Source organism: Stenotrophomonas lacuserhaii (assembly GCF_039674585.1).
In the GTDB taxonomy this organism is placed as follows: Bacteria; Pseudomonadota; Gammaproteobacteria; order Xanthomonadales; family Xanthomonadaceae; genus Stenotrophomonas; species Stenotrophomonas pennii_A.
Genome location: NZ_JBDJNU010000022.1, coordinates 44,125 through 63,348, shown reverse-complemented (window position 1 = coordinate 63,348; position 19,224 = coordinate 44,125). Strand labels below are relative to the sequence as shown.

Below are 19,224 nucleotides of genomic sequence, written 5' to 3'. Positions count from 1 at the left end.
CCGCAAACCCACCCCGCCCCACCTACAAGCAGCCCTGCAGCTGCAGCTGTTGCTGTTGCCGTTGCTTCGGCAGGTGCCGGGCGCAGCCCGGCAAAACCCCACCTCAGCCGGACTTGCGCCGGAACAGCATCGCCGAAATGCCCAGCATCAGGATCGGCGGCAGGGCATATGCCACCCGGTAATCAAACTTCAACGCACCGGCCATCCGCCCGAAGAACAGCTGCAACAGCCAGAACCCCAGCGCGAACAGGATGCCCAGGAACAAACGCTTGCCCATGCCGCCGCTGCGCAGCGAACCGAACGCGAACGGCACCGCCGCCAGGCACAACGCCAGTACGTTCACCGGATAGAACCAGCGACTCCAATAGACGTCTTCGTAATCACGCGCATCCAGGCCGTTGCGCTCGCGGTATTCGATGCTGGTGCGCAGGTCCGCCGCACGCAGGTTGCGCGGCCGCGAGATACCGGTAGCCAGCGCCGCCGCATCCAGCTGCGAATCCCACTTCTCGCTTGGCACTTCCTCGCGCGTCAGTGAACGCTCGCCAAAAATGTCCCGCCGCACCTGCTTCAGCACCCAGCCGGACGCATCGTGTTCGGCGGTGGCGGCGTGGGTCAGCGACACGATCTCGCCTTCCGGGCCGATGCGGTACATGCGCACGTCATGCAGCACCAGGCGCGTCCCACCGCCCTCCACCAGCTGCTCTTCACCGCCCTGTGCGTTGAGGAAGGTATCGCCCTCGCGGGCCCAGACACCGGCGTAGCGGGCCACCGCCATGTCGCCACCGCGCTTGGCGCTCATGCGGATGTTGTCGGCCCGCTCCTGGGCCCAAGGGGCGATCGTTTCTCCGCTCACCACCATCGCACCGGTCAACAGCGAAAGCGCGACCGCCACCGACAGGCTGAGCCGGCGCCGCGACAGGCCCAGCGCACGCAGCGCGGTCAGTTCGGACGTCGCCGCCAGCTGGCCCAGGCCCATCAGCGAGCCGATCACCGCCGCCGTGGGGAAGAAGGTGTAGGCGCGGCGTGGCACGGTATACAGCACCCATGCCGCCGCATGGCCCAGGGTGTATCCGTTCTTGCCAACGTCCTTGAACTCGCCGGAGAACGCCATCACCACGTCCAGTCCCACCAGCACCGCCCAGGTCAGCAGCACGGTGCCGAACACCGCCCGGCCCAGGTAGTAATCGAAACGCATCGGACGCGGAATCATGCGGTCACTCTCTTCGGGCGCGACAGGTGGCCGTCACGCAGGTACATCCAGATCGCCAACGCCAGCAGCGGCAGGGTCAGCCACCACAGGCCGAGCCCATTGGGCACCTTGCCATCGGCAATCCAGCCGGTGCCGATGAACATCAGGTTCATGCCCACCATGTAAGCCAGGAAGGCCAGCATCATCCGGCCGTAGCGCTGTTGCCGTGGCGAGCTGCGCGCCAATGGCACGGTGAGCAGGGCGAAGGCCAACGCGATCAGCGGCGGGGCGATGCGCGAGTGCAGCTGCGCCTTCGCCTCGGGCCGCTCATCGCCGATCAGCTGGCTGGTCGGCAGTAGTTCCGGATCATTGGACTGGCGGGTCTGCGCGCCGTCCGGCATGGCCACGTCGTTGCGCGCGAAGGTCGCCAGCCGGTAGCCCTTGCCGCCGTCGGCGGGGCCTTCGATCTGGTGGCCGTCGTTCAGCTGCAGGTAGCGGCGGTCCTTGCCTTCGAAGAACAATTTGCCGCTGGCGGCCGATACGACCTCGATGCGGCCCTCGCGGGCGCGGTTCATGAACACCCGGCCCAGGCCGGTGCCGTCAGGGGAAATGGAAGACAGATAGACCACCCCACCGTTGGACAGGTTGGTGAAGCGCCCCGCCTCCAGTCCGGCCATCAGCACGCTGCGGTTGGCCTGGTCGATCATCTGCTCGCTGGTGCGGTCGGCCCAGGGGCCCAGCCACAGCGAGCAGGCGCCGATCAGTCCGACCACCGGCAGCACCAGCAGCAGCAAGGGTTTGAGCAGGCGGCGCGGGCCCACGCCGATGGCCGTGATGACCGCCATTTCCGAATCGCGGTACAGCCGCGCGACCGCCAGCAGCAGGCCCAGCATCAGCGCCAACGGCAGGATCAGCGGCATGTAGACGATGAACTGCAGGCCCAGCTGGGAGAACAGCAGGCGGGCAGGCAGGCGCCCGTCGGCGATGTTGCCAAGGATATCCACCAGCACGCCGCCCACGCTGACAACCAGCAGGACGATCAGGGTGGCCAGGAAACTCTGGACGAAATCGCCCAATAGATAGCGGTCGAGCTTCAACATGGGCCGTGGTTTAAACTCTCAGGTTCGTTCGCGGGTCCGCCCAGTCTACTGGCTGGACGTAAACGGTCCGCGATTGTACGGATATGCCAACGGAATCTGATCAATGGCCCTGCAATTCACCCTGAACCAAGCGTCGCCGACCTCTGCCGGGGTCGACTGCGTGGTCGTCGGCGCCTTCGCCGATCTCTCCCTGTCGCCCGCCGCGCAGGCGCTGGACGCCGCCAGTGGCGGTCGCCTGGCCGCCCTGGCCCAGCGCGGCGATGTGTCCGGCAAGACCGGCGCCACCACCCTGCTGCACGACCTGCCGGGCGTCAGCGCCGCGCGCGTGCTGGTGGTGGGCCTGGGCGATGCCGCCCGCTTCGGCGTCCCGCAGTACCTGAAGGCCGTCGGCGACGCCGTGCGCGCGTTGAAGACCGGCGCCAGCCGCAGCGCGCTGTTCACCCTGGTCGACCTGCCGGTGAAGGACCGTGACGCCTCTTGGGCGATCCGCCAGGCGATCATCGCCGCCGATCACGCCAGCTACCGCTACACCGCCACCTTCGGCAAGAAGAAGACCGAGGACGCCGGCCTGCAGCAGCTGGCCATCGCCGGCAGCGACGAGCAGGCCCTGCTGCAGGGACAGGCCATCGCCAGCGGCGTGGAGTTCGCCCGCGAGCTCGGCAACCTGCCGCCGAACGTCTGCAACCCGGCCTACCTGGCCGACGTGGCGGTGAAGTTCGCCGGTGAACATGACGGCGCCGAAGCGGAGATCCTGGACGAGACGCAGATGGAAGCGCTGGGCATGGGCTCGCTGCTGGCGGTCGCCCGCGGTTCGGCCAACCGTCCGCGGCTGGTGGTGCTGAAGTGGAGCAACGGCGGCGACGCCAAGCCCTACGTGCTGGTCGGCAAGGGCATCACCTTCGATACCGGTGGTGTCAACCTGAAGACCCAGGGCGGCATCGAGGAAATGAAGTACGACATGTGCGGTGGCGCCAACGTCATCGGCACCTTCGTCGCCACCGTCAAGGCCAAGCTGCCGCTGAACCTGGTGGTGGTGGTGCCGGCGGTCGAGAACGCCATCGACGGCAATGCCTACCGCCCGTCGGATGTCATCACCTCGATGTCCGGCAAGACCATCGAAGTCGGCAACACCGACGCCGAAGGCCGCCTGATCCTGTGCGACGCGCTGACCTATGCGCAGCGCTTCGAACCGGCCGCGCTGGTCGACGTGGCGACCCTGACCGGCGCCTGCATGGTGGCCCTGGGCCACCAGACCGCCGGCCTGATGACCAAGCACGACGACCTGGCCAACGAACTGCTGGCCGCCGGCGAGCACGTGTTCGACCGCGCCTGGCGCCTGCCGCTGTGGGACGAATACCAGCCGATGCTGGATTCCACCTTCGCCGACGTCTACAACATCGGCGGCCGCTGGGCCGGTGCGATCACCGCCGGCTGCTTCCTTTCGCGCTTCGCCGAAGGCCAGCGCTGGGCCCACCTGGACATCGCCGGCGTGGCCAGCGACGAAGGCAAGCGCGGCCTGGCTACCGGTCGCCCGGTCGGCCTGCTGAGCCAGTGGCTGCTGGACCAGGTCGCCCGCGCCTGATCCACTGTCGCCCTGTGGCCGGCCACCGTGCCGGCCATGACACGACCCGGTTTCGACCGGGTCTTCGCCTGCAACCCGGACCCCGCCATGCCCCGCGCTGATTTCTACCTGATCGCCAAGCCCCGCTTCCTGACCGAGCCGCTGCGCCTGGTCTGCGAGCTGGCGCGCAAGGCCAACGATGCCGGGTTGTTCACCCTGGTGCTGGCGCGTGACCAGGCCCAGGCCGAGGAACTGGACGAGCTGCTGTGGTCCTTCGATGCGGAGGCCTACATCCCGCACCAGATCGCCGGCGAGGACATGGATGAAGAAGAGGCGCTGGTGCTGATCGCCGTTCCCGGCGGCGTGGAACCGGCGCGCCCGCTGGTGATCAACCTGCGCGACACGCCCTGGATGGGCGAATGCGAGCGCGTACTGGAAGTCGTCCCGGCCGACCCGGACGCGCGCGAGCCGCTGCGCGAGCGCTGGCGGCAGTACAAGGACGCTGGTTACGATCTATCCAAGCACGATATGTAAGCGGGCGCGGCACGTGCGCTGCCCTTGATGCGCCGACCGATCGCCCTGAATTCCCCCCGAACATCTTCTGGTTGCCCCGCATGACCCGACTCGACTCCAGCTACGACCCGACGTCCTTTGAAACGGACACCTACGATGCCTGGGAGAAGGCTGGCCACTTCAAGCCGTCGGGCAAGGGCGAGCCCTACACCATCCTGCTGCCGCCGCCAAACGTGACCGGCACGCTGCACATGGGCCATGCCTTCCAGCAGACCCTGATGGACGCGCTGGTGCGCTACCACCGCATGCGCGGCTACGACACGCTGTGGCAGGTGGGTACCGACCACGCGGGCATCGCCACCGAAATGGTGGTCGGCCGCAACCTGGCGCTGGAAGGCAACGGCGAGACCCGCGATACGCTGGGCCGCGAAGCCTTCATCGGCAAGGTGTGGGAATGGAAGCAGCAGTCCGGTGACACCATCGAACGGCAGATGCGCCGCCTCGGCACATCGGCCGACTGGTCGCGCAGCACCTTCACCATGGACCCGCAGCCGTCGCAGGCAGTGATCGAAGCCTTCGTGCGCTGGCACGAACAGGGCCTGATCTACCGCGGCCAGCGCCTGGTCAACTGGGATCCGGTGCTGAAGACCGCGATTTCCGACCTGGAAGTGGAGAGCGCCGAGGAAGACGGTTTCCTCTGGTCGATCGCCTACAAGCTCGACGACGGGCTGACCTACGAGCACGTCGAGCGCGACGCCGACGGCGTGGAAACGCTGCGCGAAACCCGCGATTACCTGGTCGTGGCGACCACCCGCCCGGAGACCCTGCTCGGCGATACCGCGGTGATGGTGCATCCGGAAGACGCGCGCTACCTGCACCTGATCGGCCGCAGCGTGACCCTGCCGCTGACCGGCCGCAGCGTTCCGGTGATCGCCGATGACTACGTCGACCGTGCGTTTGGTACCGGCGTGGTCAAGGTCACCCCCGCGCATGATTTCAACGATTACCAGGTAGGCCTGCGCCACAACCTGCCGATGATCAACCTGTTCACGCCGGTGGCGGCGATCAATGACAATGCGCCGGAACGCTTCCGCGGGCTGGACCGCTACGACGCGCGCAAGGCCGTGCTGGCCGAACTGGAAGAGCTGGCGGTGCTGGTGGAGACCAGGCCGCACAAGCTGCAGGTGCCGCGCGGCGACCGTACCGGCCAGGTGATCGAGCCCTACCTGACCGACCAGTGGTTCGTGAAGATGGACGAGCTGGCACGGCGTGGCCTGGAGCTGGTCGAAGGTACCGATGGAAAGCCGGGTGCGATCAACTTCGTGCCGCCCAACTGGATCAACACCTACCGCCACTGGATGACCAACATCCAGGATTGGTGCATCAGCCGCCAGCTGTGGTGGGGCCACCGCATCCCGGCCTGGTTCGATGAAGCAGGCACCTGCTATGTCGGCCGCGACGAGGCCGAAGTGCGGGCCGCCAACGGGCTGGGCGCGGACGTGGCACTGACCCAGGAAAGCGACGTGCTGGAGACCTGGTTCTCTTCGCAGCTGTGGCCGTTCTCCACGCTGGGCTGGCCGAACGAACAGGCGATGGCCGAGCGCGGCTTCGACCGCTACCTGCCGTCGTCGGTGCTGGTCACCGGCTTCGACATCATCTTCTTCTGGGTCGCCCGGATGATCATGGCCACCGACAACCTGACCGGCAAAGTGCCGTTCAAGGACGTGTACTTCACCGGCCTGATCCGCGATGGGCAGGGCCAGAAGATGTCCAAGTCCAAGGGCAACGTGCTGGATCCGCTGGACATCATCGATGGCATTTCGATCGACGACCTTGTGGCCAAGCGCACTGGCGGGCTGATGCAGCCGCGCATGGTGGAGAAGATCGAGAAGGCCACGCGCAAGGAATTCCCGGACGGGATTGCCGCGCACGGTGCCGATGCGCTGCGCTTCACCATCGCCGCGCTGGCCACCCACGGCCGCGACATCAAGTTCGACATGAACCGCGCCGAGGGCTACAAGAACTTCTGCAACAAGCTGTGGAACGCCAGCCGCTTCGCGCTGATGAACACCGAAGGCGCTGCGTTCGAAGGCGCACCGAAGCCGCGCACCGACGCGGAGCGCTGGATCCTCGCGCGCCTGGCGGCGACCACCGCAGAAGCACAGGGCCACTTCGCCGCCTACCGCTTCGACCTGCTGGCGCAGTGCCTGTATGAGTTCGCCTGGAATGAATTCTGCGACTGGTTCCTGGAGCTCAGCAAGCCCGCCCTCAACGGCGCCGACCCGGCCGATGCGGACAGCACCCGCCACACCGTGCTGTACGTGCTGGAAGCGCTGCTGCGCCTGCTGCATCCGCTGACCCCGTTCATCACCGAACAGCTGTGGCAGCAGGTTGCGCCGCGCCTGGGTATCAGTGGCGGTTCGCTTTCGCTGCGTCCCTACCCCAGCGCCGAAGAGTTCGCCGGTGACTACGCCCAGGCCGAAGCGGACGTGGAGTGGCTGAAGGCGGTGATCAGCGCCGTGCGCCGCGTGCGCAGCGAGCTCAACGTGGCCCCGTCCAGGCTGGTACCGCTGCGCCTGCAGGCCGGGCTGGAGCAGGACCGCGTGCGCATCGGGCGCTTTGCCGCCTCGCTGTCGTTCCTGCTGAAGCTGGAAACCATCCAGTGGCTGACCGATGGCGAAATCGCGCCGCCGGCCGCTCCCGCGATCGTCGGCGAGCTGAAGCTGCTGGTGCCGCTGGAAGGCCTGGTCGACCTGGATGCAGAGCGCGCGCGCCTGGACAAGGAACTGGCGCGCGTGCAGGGCGAAAAGGAAAAGAGCGAAGCCAAGCTGGCCAAGTTCACCGACAAGGTACCGGCGGCGGTGGTGGAGCAGGAGCGCGTGCGCCTGGTCGAATGGACCACGCAGTTGGCCGGCCTGCAGGAACAGCGCGCCAAGCTCTGACGCGCGGCGTGGGTCGTGACGGCCGCTGGCCGTCACCTCTGGTCGGTGACGACCATTTGACCTGGTGGGTGACGACCGTTGGTCGACACGCGCTTCGGGCGGACCGCTGCGCTCGCCGAGCATGGCTCGGCGCTACCTGGACACCGCCACGGAGTGACGGCCGCTGGCCGTCATGTGCCCCCCGCTTACAGCGGCGGCATCCGGTCGATGTCGTCGGCCACCAGTTCGATGGCCATCACCAGCGCATCCTCGCGGCCGTCGGCGGCGGGGTAATAACGCGGACGACGACCGATCTCGTTGAATCCTTCGCTGTGGTACAGCGACAGCGCCGGCGTATTGGTCGGCCGCACTTCCAGGAACACGCGCTGCACGCCGCGGTCGCGGGCCAGGCCCACGATGGCGCGCAGCAGTTGCCGCCCGCGCCCGCGTGACTGGTTGAGCGGGTCCACGCAGATGTTCAACAGGTGCGCTTCGTCGGCGGCGATGCTCAACAAGGCATAGCCGACCAGCAGACCGTCCTCTTCCAACGCCAGGCCCGGATAGCCCGCACGCAGGCAGTCCAGGAAGATGCCACGCGTCCACGGATACGGATAACCCCGCTCCTCGATCACCATCACCGCGTTGAGGTCGCTTTCGCGCAGCGCACGCACGCCGGCCTGCGCCGGATGGGCTACCGCGCTCATGCGCCGCGTCCCCTTTTGCGTAGCGCACGCAGCGTCGGCCACAGCGCGCGCTTGGCGGCTGGATCGGCGCGCAGGGTGTCCAGTGGCCAGCTGTCCATCAGGGCCTGCGTGGCCGGGTCATTGGGGTTGCAGCCGGAAGCACGCAGCAAGGCGATCTGCAGGCGGTCGGGCAGGCGGACCGATGGCCGGCGCACAGTGCCCGTGCGCGGCGCGATATCGCGGGTGGTATCGATCGTGTCCATGGCAGCCGGACGCGGTGCAACGGGCGCACGCGGGGCCGCCGGCGCCTGTCGCGGTGCAGCCGGCCGCGAAATCACCGGGGCGACGCTCAGTTCAACCGCAGGGGGCTCGATCGCCTGCGCCATGGCGGCCGCGGTCGCAGCCGCCTCGAGCTCGGCCGCCAGCGCGCCTTCATGCAGCACGCTGTAGCCCATCGCCTGCAGCCAGGCCTGCTGGGCCGGTGTCCAGAGAACGGGCAGCTCGTCGCTCACGCGGCGTCCGGACGCTTTCGCAGGCGCTGCATGGCCCACATGACCAGCCCGGACAGCGCATAGATGACGCCCACCGCCAGCAGGACGCGCGGCAGGTCGATCACCGCGATGGCGATGCCGATCGGCAGCAAGGCCAATACCAGGAACGGCACGCGGTCGGCACGCGGCCCCTTCGCGCCGCCGCCCTTGAAGCTCCAGAAGCGGATCCGGCTGACCATCAGCAGGGCCGACACCAGGGTCACCCCCAGCGCGACGTAGCGCAGCTGCTCACCGGTCCAGCCGAGGGTGCCATCAGCGAACGCCCAGACGAAGGACATCATCAGGCCGGCCGCGGCCGGGCTGGCCAGGCCGACGAACCAACGCTTGTCCACCACCGCCACCTGGGTATTGAAGCGGGCCAGGCGCAGCGCGGCGCAGGCCGCGTACAGGAAGGCAACCGCCCAGCCGACGCGGCCCAGCAGTTCGCCGTCGAACTTCAGCGAGGACAGCGCCCAGTGATACATCACCAGCGCGGGCGCCATGCCGAAGCTGACCAGGTCGGCGAGCGAGTCGTACTGGACGCCGAACTCGCTGCTGGTGCCGGTCAGGCGGGCGACCCGGCCGTCCAGCCCGTCCATGACCGCGGCCACGAACACCGCGATGCTGGCGTACACGAAATCACCGTTCGCCGCGGCGATGATCGCGTAGAACCCGGCGAACAGGCCCGCCGTGGTGAACAGGTTGGGAAGCAGGTAAATGGTGCGCGAACGCGGCGGCGGCGGTGTGATGGGATCCATCCCCCGAGTTTAATCGACTTGCCAGCCGACGGCTGCGGTGCTGCAATCACGCTTTCCCGCCGGTCAGGCCTGGAGTCCCCATGCGTACCCTGTTCTGCTTGAGTTTCCTGCTGCTGGCCAGCGGATCGGCGTTTGCCGGGCCGGTATACAAATGGAAGGACGCCAACGGCGTGACCCAGTATTCGGAGAGTCCGCCGGCCGGCAAGGCCTTTGAAACCCGCCAGCAGACCCGCGATCCGGCCAACCCGTCGGCAGCGGCGGCGACCGACGCCCCGCTTGCCCCGCAGTGCGTCACCGCGCGGGCCAACCTGGCGCTGCTCGATGGCAGCGGCCCGGTCATGCAGGACACCAATGGTGACGGCACGGCCGAAACCGCGCTGGACGACACCCAGCGCACCAACCAGCGGGCACTTGCCGAAGCGGCCGCCAAGGCCTACTGCCCGCAGGCCTGAACCCCGCCCGCCGCCCACGACAGGCGCCGGGCTGGCAGAATAACGGCTTCCGCCGTTAGATGATGCCGACGATGCGCCTGTCCCAGTTCCACCTGCACACCACCAAGGAAACCCCCAGCGACGCCGAGCTGACCAGCCACCGGCTGATGCTGCGCGCGGGGATGATCCGCAAGCTCGCCTCCGGCCTGTACATCTGGTCGCCGCTGGGCCTGCGCGTGCTGCGCAAGGTCGAGCGCATCGTCCGCGAAGAAATGGAAAATGCCGGCGCGGTCGAACTGCAGATTCCGACCATCCAGCCGCGCGAGCTGTGGGAAGCCACCGGGCGCTGGGAAAAATTCGGCCCGCAGCTGCTGAAGATCAAGGACCGCAAGGAGCAGGAATTCTGCTACAGCCCCACTGCCGAAGAAGCGCTGACTGATTTCGCGCGGCAGGAACTGTCCAGCTACAAGCAGCTGCCGGTCAATTTCTTCCAGATCCAGACCAAGTTCCGCGACGAGATCCGGCCGCGGTTCGGGGTCATGCGCGCGCGCGAGTTCCTGATGAAGGACGCCTATTCCTTCCACCTGCATGACGAAGACCTGGTCCGCGAATACGAAAACATGAAGGCCGCCTACAGCCGGATCTTCACCCGGCTGGGGCTTGATTTCCGCATGGTCCAGGCCGATTCCGGCGCGATCGGCGGCGATGCTTCGCAGGAATTCCATGTCATCGCCGATTCCGGTGAAGACGCGCTGGTGTTTTCCACCGGCTCGGATTATGCGGCGAACATGGAAGCGGCCGTGGCCGCCGAACCCGCCACCCGCGCGGCCGCCGGCGAGGCGATGCGCAAGCTTGAAACCCCGACCCAGAAGACCTGCGAAGAGGTGGCCGCCCTGTTCGGCCTGCCGCTGCAGCGCACGGTCAAATCGGTCGCGCTGATGGCCGGTGAAGCCTTCGTGCTGGCCCTGGTCCGTGGCGACCACGAGGTCAACGAGATCAAACTGGCCAAGGTGGCCGGACTGTCCGCCCACCGGTTTGCCACCGAAGCGGAAATCAGCGAACACCTCGGCTGCGTGCCCGGGTTCCTGGGCCCGGTGGGTCCGGCAAGGACGATCCGTGTCGTGGCCGACCCGGAAGTGGCCGCGCTCGCCGATTTTGTCGTCGGCGCCAACGAAGTCGGGTTCCACCTGGTCGGCGTCAACTGGGGCCGCGACCTGCCGGAGCCCGAAATCGCCGATATCCGCAACGTGCAGGCCGGTGACCGTGCCCGCGACGGCGGCGAGCTGAAGATTGCCCGCGGCATCGAAGTGGGCCACGTTTTCCAGCTCGGCCGTCAATATGCGAAGGCCCTTAATGCCACCGTGCTCGATGAGAATGGCAAGGCTGCCGTGCTGAGCATGGGCTGCTACGGCATCGGCATCTCGCGCATCGTCGCTGCCGCCATTGAACAGAACCACGACGACGCAGGCATCGTCTGGCCCGAAGCGATGGCGCCGTGGCAGGTCGTGGTGTGCGTGATCAATCCGAAGGGGGACGCCACCGTGTCCGCGGCCGCGGCCGAGCTGCTGGAAGCGCTGCGCGCCGGCGGACTGGATGCCGCGCTGGACGATCGCGGCCTGCGACCGGGCGCGATGTTCGCCGACATGGAACTGATCGGCATTCCGCACCGCGTGGTGGTTTCCGAACGCGGCCTCGCCGCCGGTACTTTCGAATATCGCTCACGCAGCGCGAGCGAGGCCGAGAGCCTTGATCGCGACAGCCTGATGCGTAAATTGCTGGGATAAAACAATAAAAGCCGGGTTAATCCCGGCTTTTCTTTTGGGCCCGCCCCGAAAAACGCCATTTCCCGTTTGTGCTTGAAGTAAATGCACATTACTCTTGGGCCCGAGCCAAGGACTGGCAGACCCTTTCCATATTGTCTGGAGCACTGCATGAGTATTGATCTTACCGGTCTGTCGGCCCGTGAACTGGGCGCACTGATCCGCACCGCCAAGAAGCAGCAGACCATCGTCGCCAAGCGTCGCCCGATCACCAAGGTCCGCGCCCAGCTGGAGAAGCTGGCCAAGGTCGAGGGCTACAGCATCGAAGAGCTGTTCGGCGGCGCACCGGCACCGCGCGCCCGCAAGACCGCGACCAAGGCACCGTCCAAGACCGCCGGCCGCAAGCTGGGCAAGGTTGCGCCGAAGTATCGCAACCCGGCCAACACCAAGGAAACCTGGACCGGCCGCGGCAAGCAGCCGCGCTGGCTGGCCGAGCTGACCAGCAAGGGCAAGAAGATCGAGGATTACCTGATCAAGAAGGCCTGAAAACCCTCGCGACCATGAGAAACGCCGGCTGCGAAGCCGGCGTTTTTTTTGTGCCCGCAACAGCGTGACGACCAACGGTCGTCCCACCACAGCCCACAGCCCTTCTTTCTTTTCATACGCGGCAGTCAGCGCCGGAATGTGTCAGGGCGCCGGGGGAGCAGGCTATCCGGGACACTGTGAGGCAGGAGCCGAACAGTAGCCTACAAGGACGTACTTGCGGCGTGTCCCGGATAGCCTGCTCCCCCGGCGCCCTATCCGTAGACAAAAAGAACCTGCCAGCCGCGAGGGGGTCCCACCCGTTCGCCAGCAACAAACCTACAACGTCTTCCGCGCCGGAATCAGCAGGTTCCCGAACAACAACCCGGCCACCAGCGCCATCACCACGTTCAACACGGTCAGGAACACCCCCTGCCCCGCCCCGACATCCTGCTGCTGGACCAGCGTCAGCACCCCGCGCAGGCTGGTACTGCCGGGCACCATCATGATGATGCCCGGCAGGCGGATGATCGCCCCGGGCCGCTGCACCAGCCGGCCAAACAGGTTGCCCGCCGCCGTCAGCAGCATCGCCGAAAGGAAGATACCCGCCGGCGCACCCCACGCATGCCCGGCGAATTTCGATATCGCATAGCCGGCCACGCAGGCCGCCAGCACCCAGGGGAAATCGCGCCGACTCGCCTTGAACAACATCGCGAAGGCGAAGGCCGCGATCAGCAACGCCGACCATTCCACCCACGCACCCTGCGGCCGTGACGCACGCACCACCGGATCCAACCCGATCACATCGGCCAGCGTCACCGCGATCATCGCGCCCACCGTCAGTTTCATGATCGTGGTCAGCGCACCGGCCACCCGGGCCGTGCCGGACACCCAGTGCTGGCTGGCCAGTTCGTTCACCGCATTGGTCAGCGACATACCGGGCAGCAGGATCACCAGCGAGGCGATCACCACCGTATTGAGGTTGAGCGCGCCGACATAGGTGGCCACCAGCGTGGCCACCAGGCCCGCCAGCAGGGCCGCCAATGCCTCACTGGCCTCCCTCGTCGCCGCACGCTTGCTGGTCCAGCGCCCAAGCAGGCCGATCAGCAATCCGATCGCCCCCGCAGTGGCGATGTCCAGCCAGGGCAGTTTCCACAGACCCGCCACGCCGGCCGCACCCAGGCTGTAGGACAGCACTTCCTTGATCTTGCCGCGCAGTCCGGGATCAGCGTCGAGCTGGCGCAGCGCGGTGTGCCCCTGGGCCAGACTCATCCTGCCGTTTGCGACATCTTCAGCGATACGGTCGGCCACGCTGAGCTTGTGCAGGTCGTTTTCGCCGGGCGCCAGCCGGATCACCCGGGTGATATCGCTGGAGCCGATCGCCTTGGCCGGATCGCTGAAGCTCAGGATGATCCCGGTCGGGTTCGACCAGGGTTCGCAGTCCAGCCCCAGTTGCTGCGCCAGCGCCACCACGGCGGCCTCCAGGCGCTGGGCGGTGGTCCCGTAGCTGTGCAGGCGCCCGGCGATCTCGCAGACGAACGCCACGCGTTGGGCATAGGTGGCAGGGGGCGAAGCGATCGGGGAGGGGGCGTCAACAGGCATGCGCGGTAGTATTACCCAGCCCCGCCCCGGGCAGAAGGATATTCGGACAGGACCTACGCTGCATGCGTCATGCACACGCTATGCTGCATTCTTGATGCCGACCATGACCTCCGACCAGAACCCGCAGATCGAACGCGATGCCGATGAGCCGGGCCGTATCCGCCTGTCCGGGCGCTGGACCCTGCACACCGCCCTGCAGTCGGCCGAGGTGCTGCGCGAGGTTCCCGAGGGACTGACCGCCATCGACGCCACCGGCATCGAGCAGCTCGATTCGGCCGGCGTGCTGCAGGTGTTGCGCGTGGCCCATCGTGCCGACCTGGGCCAGGACGCGCTGCAGTTCCGCGAAGAACACCAGGCGCTGGTCTGCACGATCGAGGAAGTGGCTGATGACCGGCCGAAGGCGAAGCGCGATTTCGGCGTGCTGGCCGCGCTGGAACGGCTTGGTCGCAGCATGCACGCCACCGGCCAGAACATCGTGGCCCTGGCCAGTTTCCTCGGCGAAAGCCTGGTCAAGGGCGCGCGCCTGCTGAAGGAACCACGTCGCTTCCGGCTGACCGCCACCGTGCACCAGATGGAACAGGTCGGGCTGGATGCGGTGCCGCTGGTGGCCCTGTTGTCCTATCTGGTCGGTGCGGTGATCGCCTTCCTCGGCTCGACGATCCTGCGCGACTTCGGCGCGGAGATCTACGTGGTAGAACTGGTCAACATCGCCTTCCTGCGCGAATTCGCCGTGCTGCTGACCGCGATCGTACTGGCCGGCCGCACCGCCAGCGCGTTCACCGCGCAGATCGGCGCGATGAAGGCGCGTGAGGAGATCGACGCGATGAAGACGCTTGGCCTGGATCCGATGGACCTGCTGGTGCTGCCACGCATCGTCGCGCTGCTGATCACCCTGCCGCTGCTTACCTTCATCGCGATGGTCGCCGGCCTGGCCGGCGGCATCACGGTGGGCGCGTTCGACCTGGATATCCCGCCACAGATGTACATCGCGCGCATGTACGACACGATGGAAGTGCGCAACATGCTGGTCGGCCTGTCCAAGGCGCCGGTGTTCGCGCTGGTGATCGGCCTGATCGGCTGCCTGGAAGGCCTGAAGGTCGAGGGCACGGCGCAGTCGGTGGGTGAGCGCACCACCTCCAGCGTGGTCCAGGCCATTTCCCTGGTGATCATCCTCGACGCCTTCGCTGCGTTGTGGTTCATGCAGATGGGCTGGTGACGGTGAACGACGAACACACCCCTGATGCGCGCGATGGCGACGAAGCGAAGCTGGCCATCCGCGTGCGCGGACTGGTCAACCGGTTCGGCAACCAGACCGTGCACGAAGAGCTGGACCTGGACGTGCGGCGCGGTGAGATCCTCGGCGTGGTCGGTGGCTCGGGGACCGGCAAGTCGGTGCTGATGCGCTCCATCCTTGGACTGCGCAGCCCGGACGAAGGGCAGATCGAAGTGCTCGGGCGCGACGCGCGCGGGGGTGACAGCGAAAGCCGCCTGCACATCCAGCGCAACACCGGCGTGCTGTTCCAGGACGGCGCGCTGTTCTCTTCGCTGACCGTCGGCGAGAACGTGCAGGTCCCGCTGAAGGAGCACCACCGCGAACTGCCCGAGCGCTGGCATTACGAGCTGGCGCTGCTGAAAGTGAAGCTGGCGGGCCTGCCCGCCGATGCCATCAACAAGCTGCCTTCGCAGCTGTCCGGCGGCATGCGCAAGCGTGCCGGGCTGGCGCGTGCGCTGGCGCTGGACCCGCCGCTGTTGTTCCTGGACGAGCCCACCGCGGGGCTGGACCCGATCGGCGCGGCGGCCTTCGACCGCCTGATCAAGACCCTGCAGGAAGCGCTGGGGCTGACCGTCTTCCTGATCACACACGATCTGGACACCCTGTATGCCATCTGTGACCGGGTAGCCGTGCTGGCCGACCGCAAGGTGGTCGCCAATGCACCGTTGGCCGACATCGAGAAACTGGACCATCCGTGGATCCAGGAATATTTCCACGGACCCCGCGCACGTGCTGCGCGCGGCGAACAGACCGAGAGTGCCTGAGTCATGGAAACCAAAGCCAACTACGTGCTGATCGGCGCGTTCACCCTGATCACCGGCCTGGCCCTGCTGGCCTTCGGCCTGTGGGCAGCCAAGTATTCGTCCGACCGCACCTGGCAGGAATACCGCGTGGTGTTCCGCGAGGCGGTCACCGGCCTGACCGTGGGCAGCCCGGTGCAGTACAACGGCATCGCGGTGGGGTCGATCATCGAGCTCAACCTGGTCCCGGACGACCCGCGCCAGGTGGTGGCCAAGATCCGCCTCAACTCCACCACGCCGGTGAAAACCGATACCCGCGCCAAGCTGGCGATCACCAGCCTGACCGGCCCGTCGATCATCCAGCTCAGTGGCGGTACGCCGCAGTCGCCGACGCTGACCTCGGTCAACCGCGATCCCGCGCCGATCATCCCCACCACGCCTTCGGCCCTGCAGAACATCACCGACGTGGCCAACCGCATCGTCGAGCGCATGGACCAGGTGCTGAGCGACCGCAACGTGGCCGCGATCAATGCAACGCTGGCCAATATCGAATCGATCAGTGGCGGGCTGGCCGACCAGAAACAGGGCACCCAGGCGCTGCTGCTCAGCGCGCGCAATGCCGCGCGCAGCCTGGACGAGACCCTGAAGACCACCAACGGGACCATCCAGCGACTGGACCAGAACCTGGTACAGGAGCTGCCGGGCATCATCGAAAAGCTGGACGCCACCATGACCAAGATGGATTCGGCGGCCGGCAACGCCAATTCGATCCTCGGCGAGAACCGGGCGGCCATCAACAGCTTCGCCAGCGACGGCCTGGGCCAGCTCGGCCCGACCCTGACCGAACTACGCGGCCTGATCCGCGACCTGCGCCGGGTCAGCGACCGCCTCGAGAACAATCCCGCGCGCTACCTGCTGGGCCGCGACGCACCGAAGGAGTTCGAACCCGAATGAAGCGCATGCCCTCCCTGTCCGTGACGCGCCTGCTGCTGCCCACAGCCCTGCTGGCCAGCCTGGCCGGGTGTTCGATCCTGTCCGGTGGTGACCGCAACGCAGTGACCATCTACTCGCCGGCCGTGCAGGTGCAGGTGGATCCGTCCTGGCCGACCGTGGCCTGGCAGCTGGTGCTGTCCAAGCCGAGCGCCACGCGCATGGTCGACAGCCCGCGCATCAACGTGCGGCCGAGCCCTTCGGAGCTGGAAATCTACGCTGGCGCGACCTGGGCGCAGCCGGCCACCGACATGATCGAAGACGCCCTGCTGCGCGGTTTCGAGGACTCCGGCCGTATCGCCGGCGTCGGGCGCGCCGCTGCGGGTATCCGCGCTGATTACCGCCTTGCGACCGACATCCGCCGCTTCGAATCGGATTACCGCGGCCAGCCGACGCCGACCGTGGTCATCGAGATCAATGCCAAGCTGATCCATGTGGTGGACCAGCGCGTGGTGATCGACCGGACCTTCCGCCAGGAACAGCCGGTGGGATCGACCGACGTGCCAGCGGTGACCGCAGCCTTCGAAAAAGGGCTGAATGCCCTGACCGCCGATGTGGTGGGCTGGGCGCTGAACAGTGGACAGAAGGATGCGGACGGCGGTTCACTGCGCTGATTGGTTGGCGCTTCGATCGTGCCGGTCGCTGGCCGGCAACGCCCGCTAGCGCGGTGTAATCAGGCGGAAGGTCAGGTTGATCCGTTCGGCCTGTACCCGGGCGCTCTTCGGCAGGGCGTGCTGGTAATGGGCCTGTGTATTACCGGCCATCACCAGCAGGTCCCCATGGCCGAGCAGGTAGGTAGCCTTCAGGGCGTGGTCATCGCGCCTGCGCAGCAGGAAGCGGCGCGCAGCGCCCAGGCTCAGTGAAGCAATCACCGGCTGCGCCCCCAGTTCCGCCTCGTCATCGCTGTGCCAGCCCATGCTGTCCGCACCATCGCGGTAGCGGTTGAGCAGCACGCTGTTGAAGCGCGTTCCCAGCTCCTCCTGCAATCGGTCACGAACGGGCAACAGCACGTCCGTCCACGGATGCGGCAGGAAATCCGCACCGGAATAGCGGTAACGCGCATCCGCATCGCCCATCCAGCAACTCAGCCGCGGTGAATCCACCAACCGCCCGAACATCCGGATCCGGTGCACTTCCCATGGAATGTCCCGCAGCAACGCTGCCTGCAGGGCCCCTGCCTGCGCAGGAGGCAGCCACCCTGCAAGGTGGTGCACATCGGCATCAGGCAGGTCCTGCGGGAACAGCGCGGCCATCAGCTGCGCTTGAACGCCACGCCGGTCTTTTCCACCAGCTCCGCTTCTTCAACGCCCGGCGCGGTTTCCACCAGCACCAGTCCGTCCCCGGTGACATCGAAGACCGCAAGGTCGGTGATGATGCGGTCCACCACGCCGACACCGGTCAGTGGCAGCGAGCATTCCGTCAGGATCTTGTGCTCGCCGTTCTTTGCGGTGTGCTCCATCAGCACAACCACACGCTGCACGCCGGCCACCAGGTCCATCGCGCCGCCCATGCCCTTGACCATCTTGCCCGGCACCATCCAGTTGGCCAGGTCGCCGCTGTCGGTGACCTGCATGGCGCCGAGGATGGCAAGGTTGACGTGGCCGCCGCGGATCATCGCGAAGCTGTCGTCGCTGCCGAAGTAACTGGCGCCCGCACGCGCGGTGACGGTCTGTTTGCCTGCGTTGATCAGGTCCGGATCGATCTCCGCCTCGGTGGGGAACGGGCCGATCCCGAGCAGACCGTTCTCCGACTGCAGCCAGACATCCACGCCGTCGGGGATATGGTTGGCGACCAGGGTCGGCAGTCCGATGCCCAGGTTCACGTACGCACCATCGGTCAATTCACGCGCAGCGCGCGCCGCCATTTCGTCACGGGTCCAGGCCATGTCAGTTTGCCTCCTGGCGCACGGTGCGTTGTTCGATGCGCTTTTCGGGCGTGGGGTTGTGCACGATGCGGTGCACGTAGATACCGGGCAGGTGCACCTGGTCCGGGTCGATGCTGCCGACCGGCACCACTTCCTCGACCTCGACGATGCACAGCTTGCCGGCCATCGCGCAGGCCGGGTTGAAGTTGCGCGCGGTGCGGCGGAACACCAGGTTGCCCGCTTCGTCGGCCTTCCACGCCTTGACCAATGCCACATCGGCGCGCAGCGCGGTTTCCATCACGTAGTGGCGGCCCTCGAACTCGCGGGTTTCCTTGCCCTCGGCCACCACCGTGCCGTAGCCGGTAGCGGTGAAGAACGCGGGGATGCCGGCCCCGCCCGCGCGCAGGCGCTCGGCCAGGGTGCCCTGTGGATTGAATTCCAGTTCCAGTTCGCCGGCCAGGAACTGGCGCTCGAACTCCTTGTTCTCGCCCACGTAGGACGAAATCATCTTGCGGATCTGGCGGGTCGCCAGCAGCTGGCCAAGGCCGAAACCGTCCACGCCGGCATTATTGGAAATCACCGTCAGGCCGCTGACCCCACTGTCGCGCAACGCGGCGATCAGCGCCTCGGGGATGCCACACAGGCCGAAACCGCCAACGGCCAGGGTCTGGCCATCGGCGACCACGCCCTGCAGGGCGAGCGCCGCGCTTGCATATCGTTTATCGCGCTTGCTGCCGGTACCGGAACTATCCATTGCGTTGCTGTCCCACGGTAATGATGACGGCAT

General features: G+C 66.9%; 18 protein-coding genes and 1 pseudogene. 10 read left to right on the top strand and 9 right to left on the bottom strand.

Translation table 11 applies throughout. The features are described 5' to 3' along the window. Positions 1 to 103 precede the first annotated feature (103 nt). Complete coding sequence (gene lptG / locus ABE522_RS10395) at positions 104 to 1,210, bottom strand: LPS export ABC transporter permease LptG (RefSeq protein WP_346591625.1); 1,107 nt, start codon at positions 1,208 to 1,210, stop codon at positions 104 to 106. Then, positions 1,207 to 2,289, bottom strand: coding sequence for an LPS export ABC transporter permease LptF (gene lptF, locus ABE522_RS10390; protein WP_042615077.1), 1,083 nt, complete (start codon positions 2,287 to 2,289; stop codon positions 1,207 to 1,209). Before lptF ends, lptG begins: the two co-directional genes overlap by 4 nt. 103 nt (positions 2,290 to 2,392) lie before the next feature. On the opposite strand from lptF, the gene ABE522_RS10385 reads away from it, so the two are divergent. The 3 genes from ABE522_RS10385 to ABE522_RS10375 all read left to right on the top strand — a co-directional run bounded on the left by ABE522_RS10385 (position 2,393) and on the right by ABE522_RS10375 (position 7,305). Beyond that, positions 2,393 to 3,871, top strand: a complete 1,479-nt coding sequence (locus tag ABE522_RS10385) for a leucyl aminopeptidase (RefSeq protein ID WP_346591624.1) — start codon at positions 2,393 to 2,395, stop codon at positions 3,869 to 3,871. 87 nt (positions 3,872 to 3,958) lie between these two features. Further along, positions 3,959 to 4,384 (top strand): DNA polymerase III subunit chi, encoded by a 426-nt coding sequence (locus ABE522_RS10380; RefSeq protein WP_346591623.1) that lies wholly within the window; start codon positions 3,959 to 3,961, stop codon positions 4,382 to 4,384. An 80-nt stretch (positions 4,385 to 4,464) separates the two neighbouring features. Continuing rightward, positions 4,465 to 7,305 carry a valine--tRNA ligase gene (locus ABE522_RS10375; RefSeq protein WP_346591622.1) on the top strand — a complete coding sequence of 947 codons (2,841 nt, stop codon included), beginning with the start codon at positions 4,465 to 4,467 and terminating at the stop codon, positions 7,303 to 7,305. Positions 7,306 to 7,490: 185 nt separating this feature from the next. Here ABE522_RS10375 and rimI read toward each other — a convergent pair whose 3' ends face one another. From rimI to pssA, 3 genes are read right to left on the bottom strand one after another with little or no spacing between them, the layout of a single operon-like run. Continuing rightward, entirely contained in the window at positions 7,491 to 7,988 is a 498-nt protein-coding gene (gene rimI, locus ABE522_RS10370; RefSeq protein ID WP_346591621.1) for a ribosomal protein S18-alanine N-acetyltransferase, read from the bottom strand. Continuing rightward, positions 7,985 to 8,479 (bottom strand): hypothetical protein, encoded by a 495-nt coding sequence (locus ABE522_RS10365; protein WP_346591620.1) that lies wholly within the window; start codon positions 8,477 to 8,479, stop codon positions 7,985 to 7,987. The genes rimI and ABE522_RS10365 overlap by 4 nt, the downstream gene beginning before the upstream one ends. Beyond that, entirely contained in the window at positions 8,476 to 9,255 is a 780-nt protein-coding gene (pssA, locus tag ABE522_RS10360) for a CDP-diacylglycerol--serine O-phosphatidyltransferase (protein WP_057508407.1), read from the bottom strand. The genes ABE522_RS10365 and pssA overlap by 4 nt, the downstream gene beginning before the upstream one ends. An 80-nt stretch (positions 9,256 to 9,335) precedes the next feature. On the opposite strand from pssA, the gene ABE522_RS10355 reads away from it, so the two are divergent. The 3 genes and pseudogenes from ABE522_RS10355 to ABE522_RS10345 all read left to right on the top strand — a co-directional run. Then, positions 9,336 to 9,707, top strand: a complete 372-nt coding sequence (locus tag ABE522_RS10355; RefSeq protein WP_346591619.1) for a DUF4124 domain-containing protein — start codon at positions 9,336 to 9,338, stop codon at positions 9,705 to 9,707. A gap of 71 nt (positions 9,708 to 9,778) precedes the next feature. Continuing rightward, positions 9,779 to 11,470 carry a proline--tRNA ligase gene (locus ABE522_RS10350; protein WP_346591618.1) on the top strand — a complete coding sequence of 564 codons (1,692 nt, stop codon included), beginning with the start codon at positions 9,779 to 9,781 and terminating at the stop codon, positions 11,468 to 11,470. A 147-nt stretch (positions 11,471 to 11,617) separates the two neighbouring features. Further along, positions 11,618 to 11,986: pseudogene (locus tag ABE522_RS10345) on the top strand (H-NS histone family protein); the annotation flags it as partial. A 321-nt stretch (positions 11,987 to 12,307) separates the two neighbouring features. Here ABE522_RS10345 and ABE522_RS10340 read toward each other — a convergent pair. Then, positions 12,308 to 13,570: a threonine/serine exporter family protein gene (locus ABE522_RS10340; RefSeq protein ID WP_346591616.1), complete on the bottom strand. Its 1,263-nt coding sequence runs from the start codon at positions 13,568 to 13,570 to the stop codon at positions 12,308 to 12,310. A gap of 103 nt (positions 13,571 to 13,673) precedes the next feature. On the opposite strand from ABE522_RS10340, the gene ABE522_RS10335 reads away from it, so the two are divergent. From ABE522_RS10335 to ABE522_RS10320, 4 genes are read left to right on the top strand one after another with little or no spacing between them, the layout of a single operon-like run. Continuing rightward, positions 13,674 to 14,786 (top strand): ABC transporter permease, encoded by a 1,113-nt coding sequence (locus tag ABE522_RS10335; protein WP_346591615.1) that lies wholly within the window; start codon positions 13,674 to 13,676, stop codon positions 14,784 to 14,786. Then, positions 14,780 to 15,607, top strand: a complete 828-nt coding sequence (locus ABE522_RS10330) for an ABC transporter ATP-binding protein (protein ID WP_346591627.1) — start codon at positions 14,780 to 14,782, stop codon at positions 15,605 to 15,607. Before ABE522_RS10335 ends, ABE522_RS10330 begins: the two co-directional genes overlap by 7 nt. 3 nt (positions 15,608 to 15,610) lie before the next feature. Next, positions 15,611 to 16,537, top strand: coding sequence for an MlaD family protein (locus ABE522_RS10325; protein ID WP_042613801.1), 927 nt, complete (start codon positions 15,611 to 15,613; stop codon positions 16,535 to 16,537). A gap of 5 nt (positions 16,538 to 16,542) precedes the next feature. Then, entirely contained in the window at positions 16,543 to 17,187 is a 645-nt protein-coding gene (locus tag ABE522_RS10320; RefSeq protein WP_346591614.1) for an ABC-type transport auxiliary lipoprotein family protein, read from the top strand. 45 nt (positions 17,188 to 17,232) lie between these two features. Here the strand turns inward: ABE522_RS10320 and ABE522_RS10315 are convergent, their stop codons facing one another. The 3 genes from ABE522_RS10315 to ABE522_RS10305 are packed head-to-tail and all read right to left on the bottom strand — an operon-like array spanning position 17,233 to position 19,191. Then, positions 17,233 to 17,826: an alpha-ketoglutarate-dependent dioxygenase AlkB family protein gene (locus ABE522_RS10315; RefSeq protein ID WP_346591613.1), complete on the bottom strand. Its 594-nt coding sequence runs from the start codon at positions 17,824 to 17,826 to the stop codon at positions 17,233 to 17,235. Beyond that, positions 17,826 to 18,458, bottom strand: a complete 633-nt coding sequence (locus ABE522_RS10310; protein WP_346591612.1) for a CoA transferase subunit B — start codon at positions 18,456 to 18,458, stop codon at positions 17,826 to 17,828. The genes ABE522_RS10315 and ABE522_RS10310 overlap by 1 nt, the downstream gene beginning before the upstream one ends. 1 nt (position 18,459) lies before the next feature. Further along, entirely contained in the window at positions 18,460 to 19,191 is a 732-nt protein-coding gene (locus tag ABE522_RS10305) for a CoA transferase subunit A (RefSeq protein ID WP_346591611.1), read from the bottom strand. Between the last annotated feature and the right edge of the window lie 33 nt (positions 19,192 to 19,224).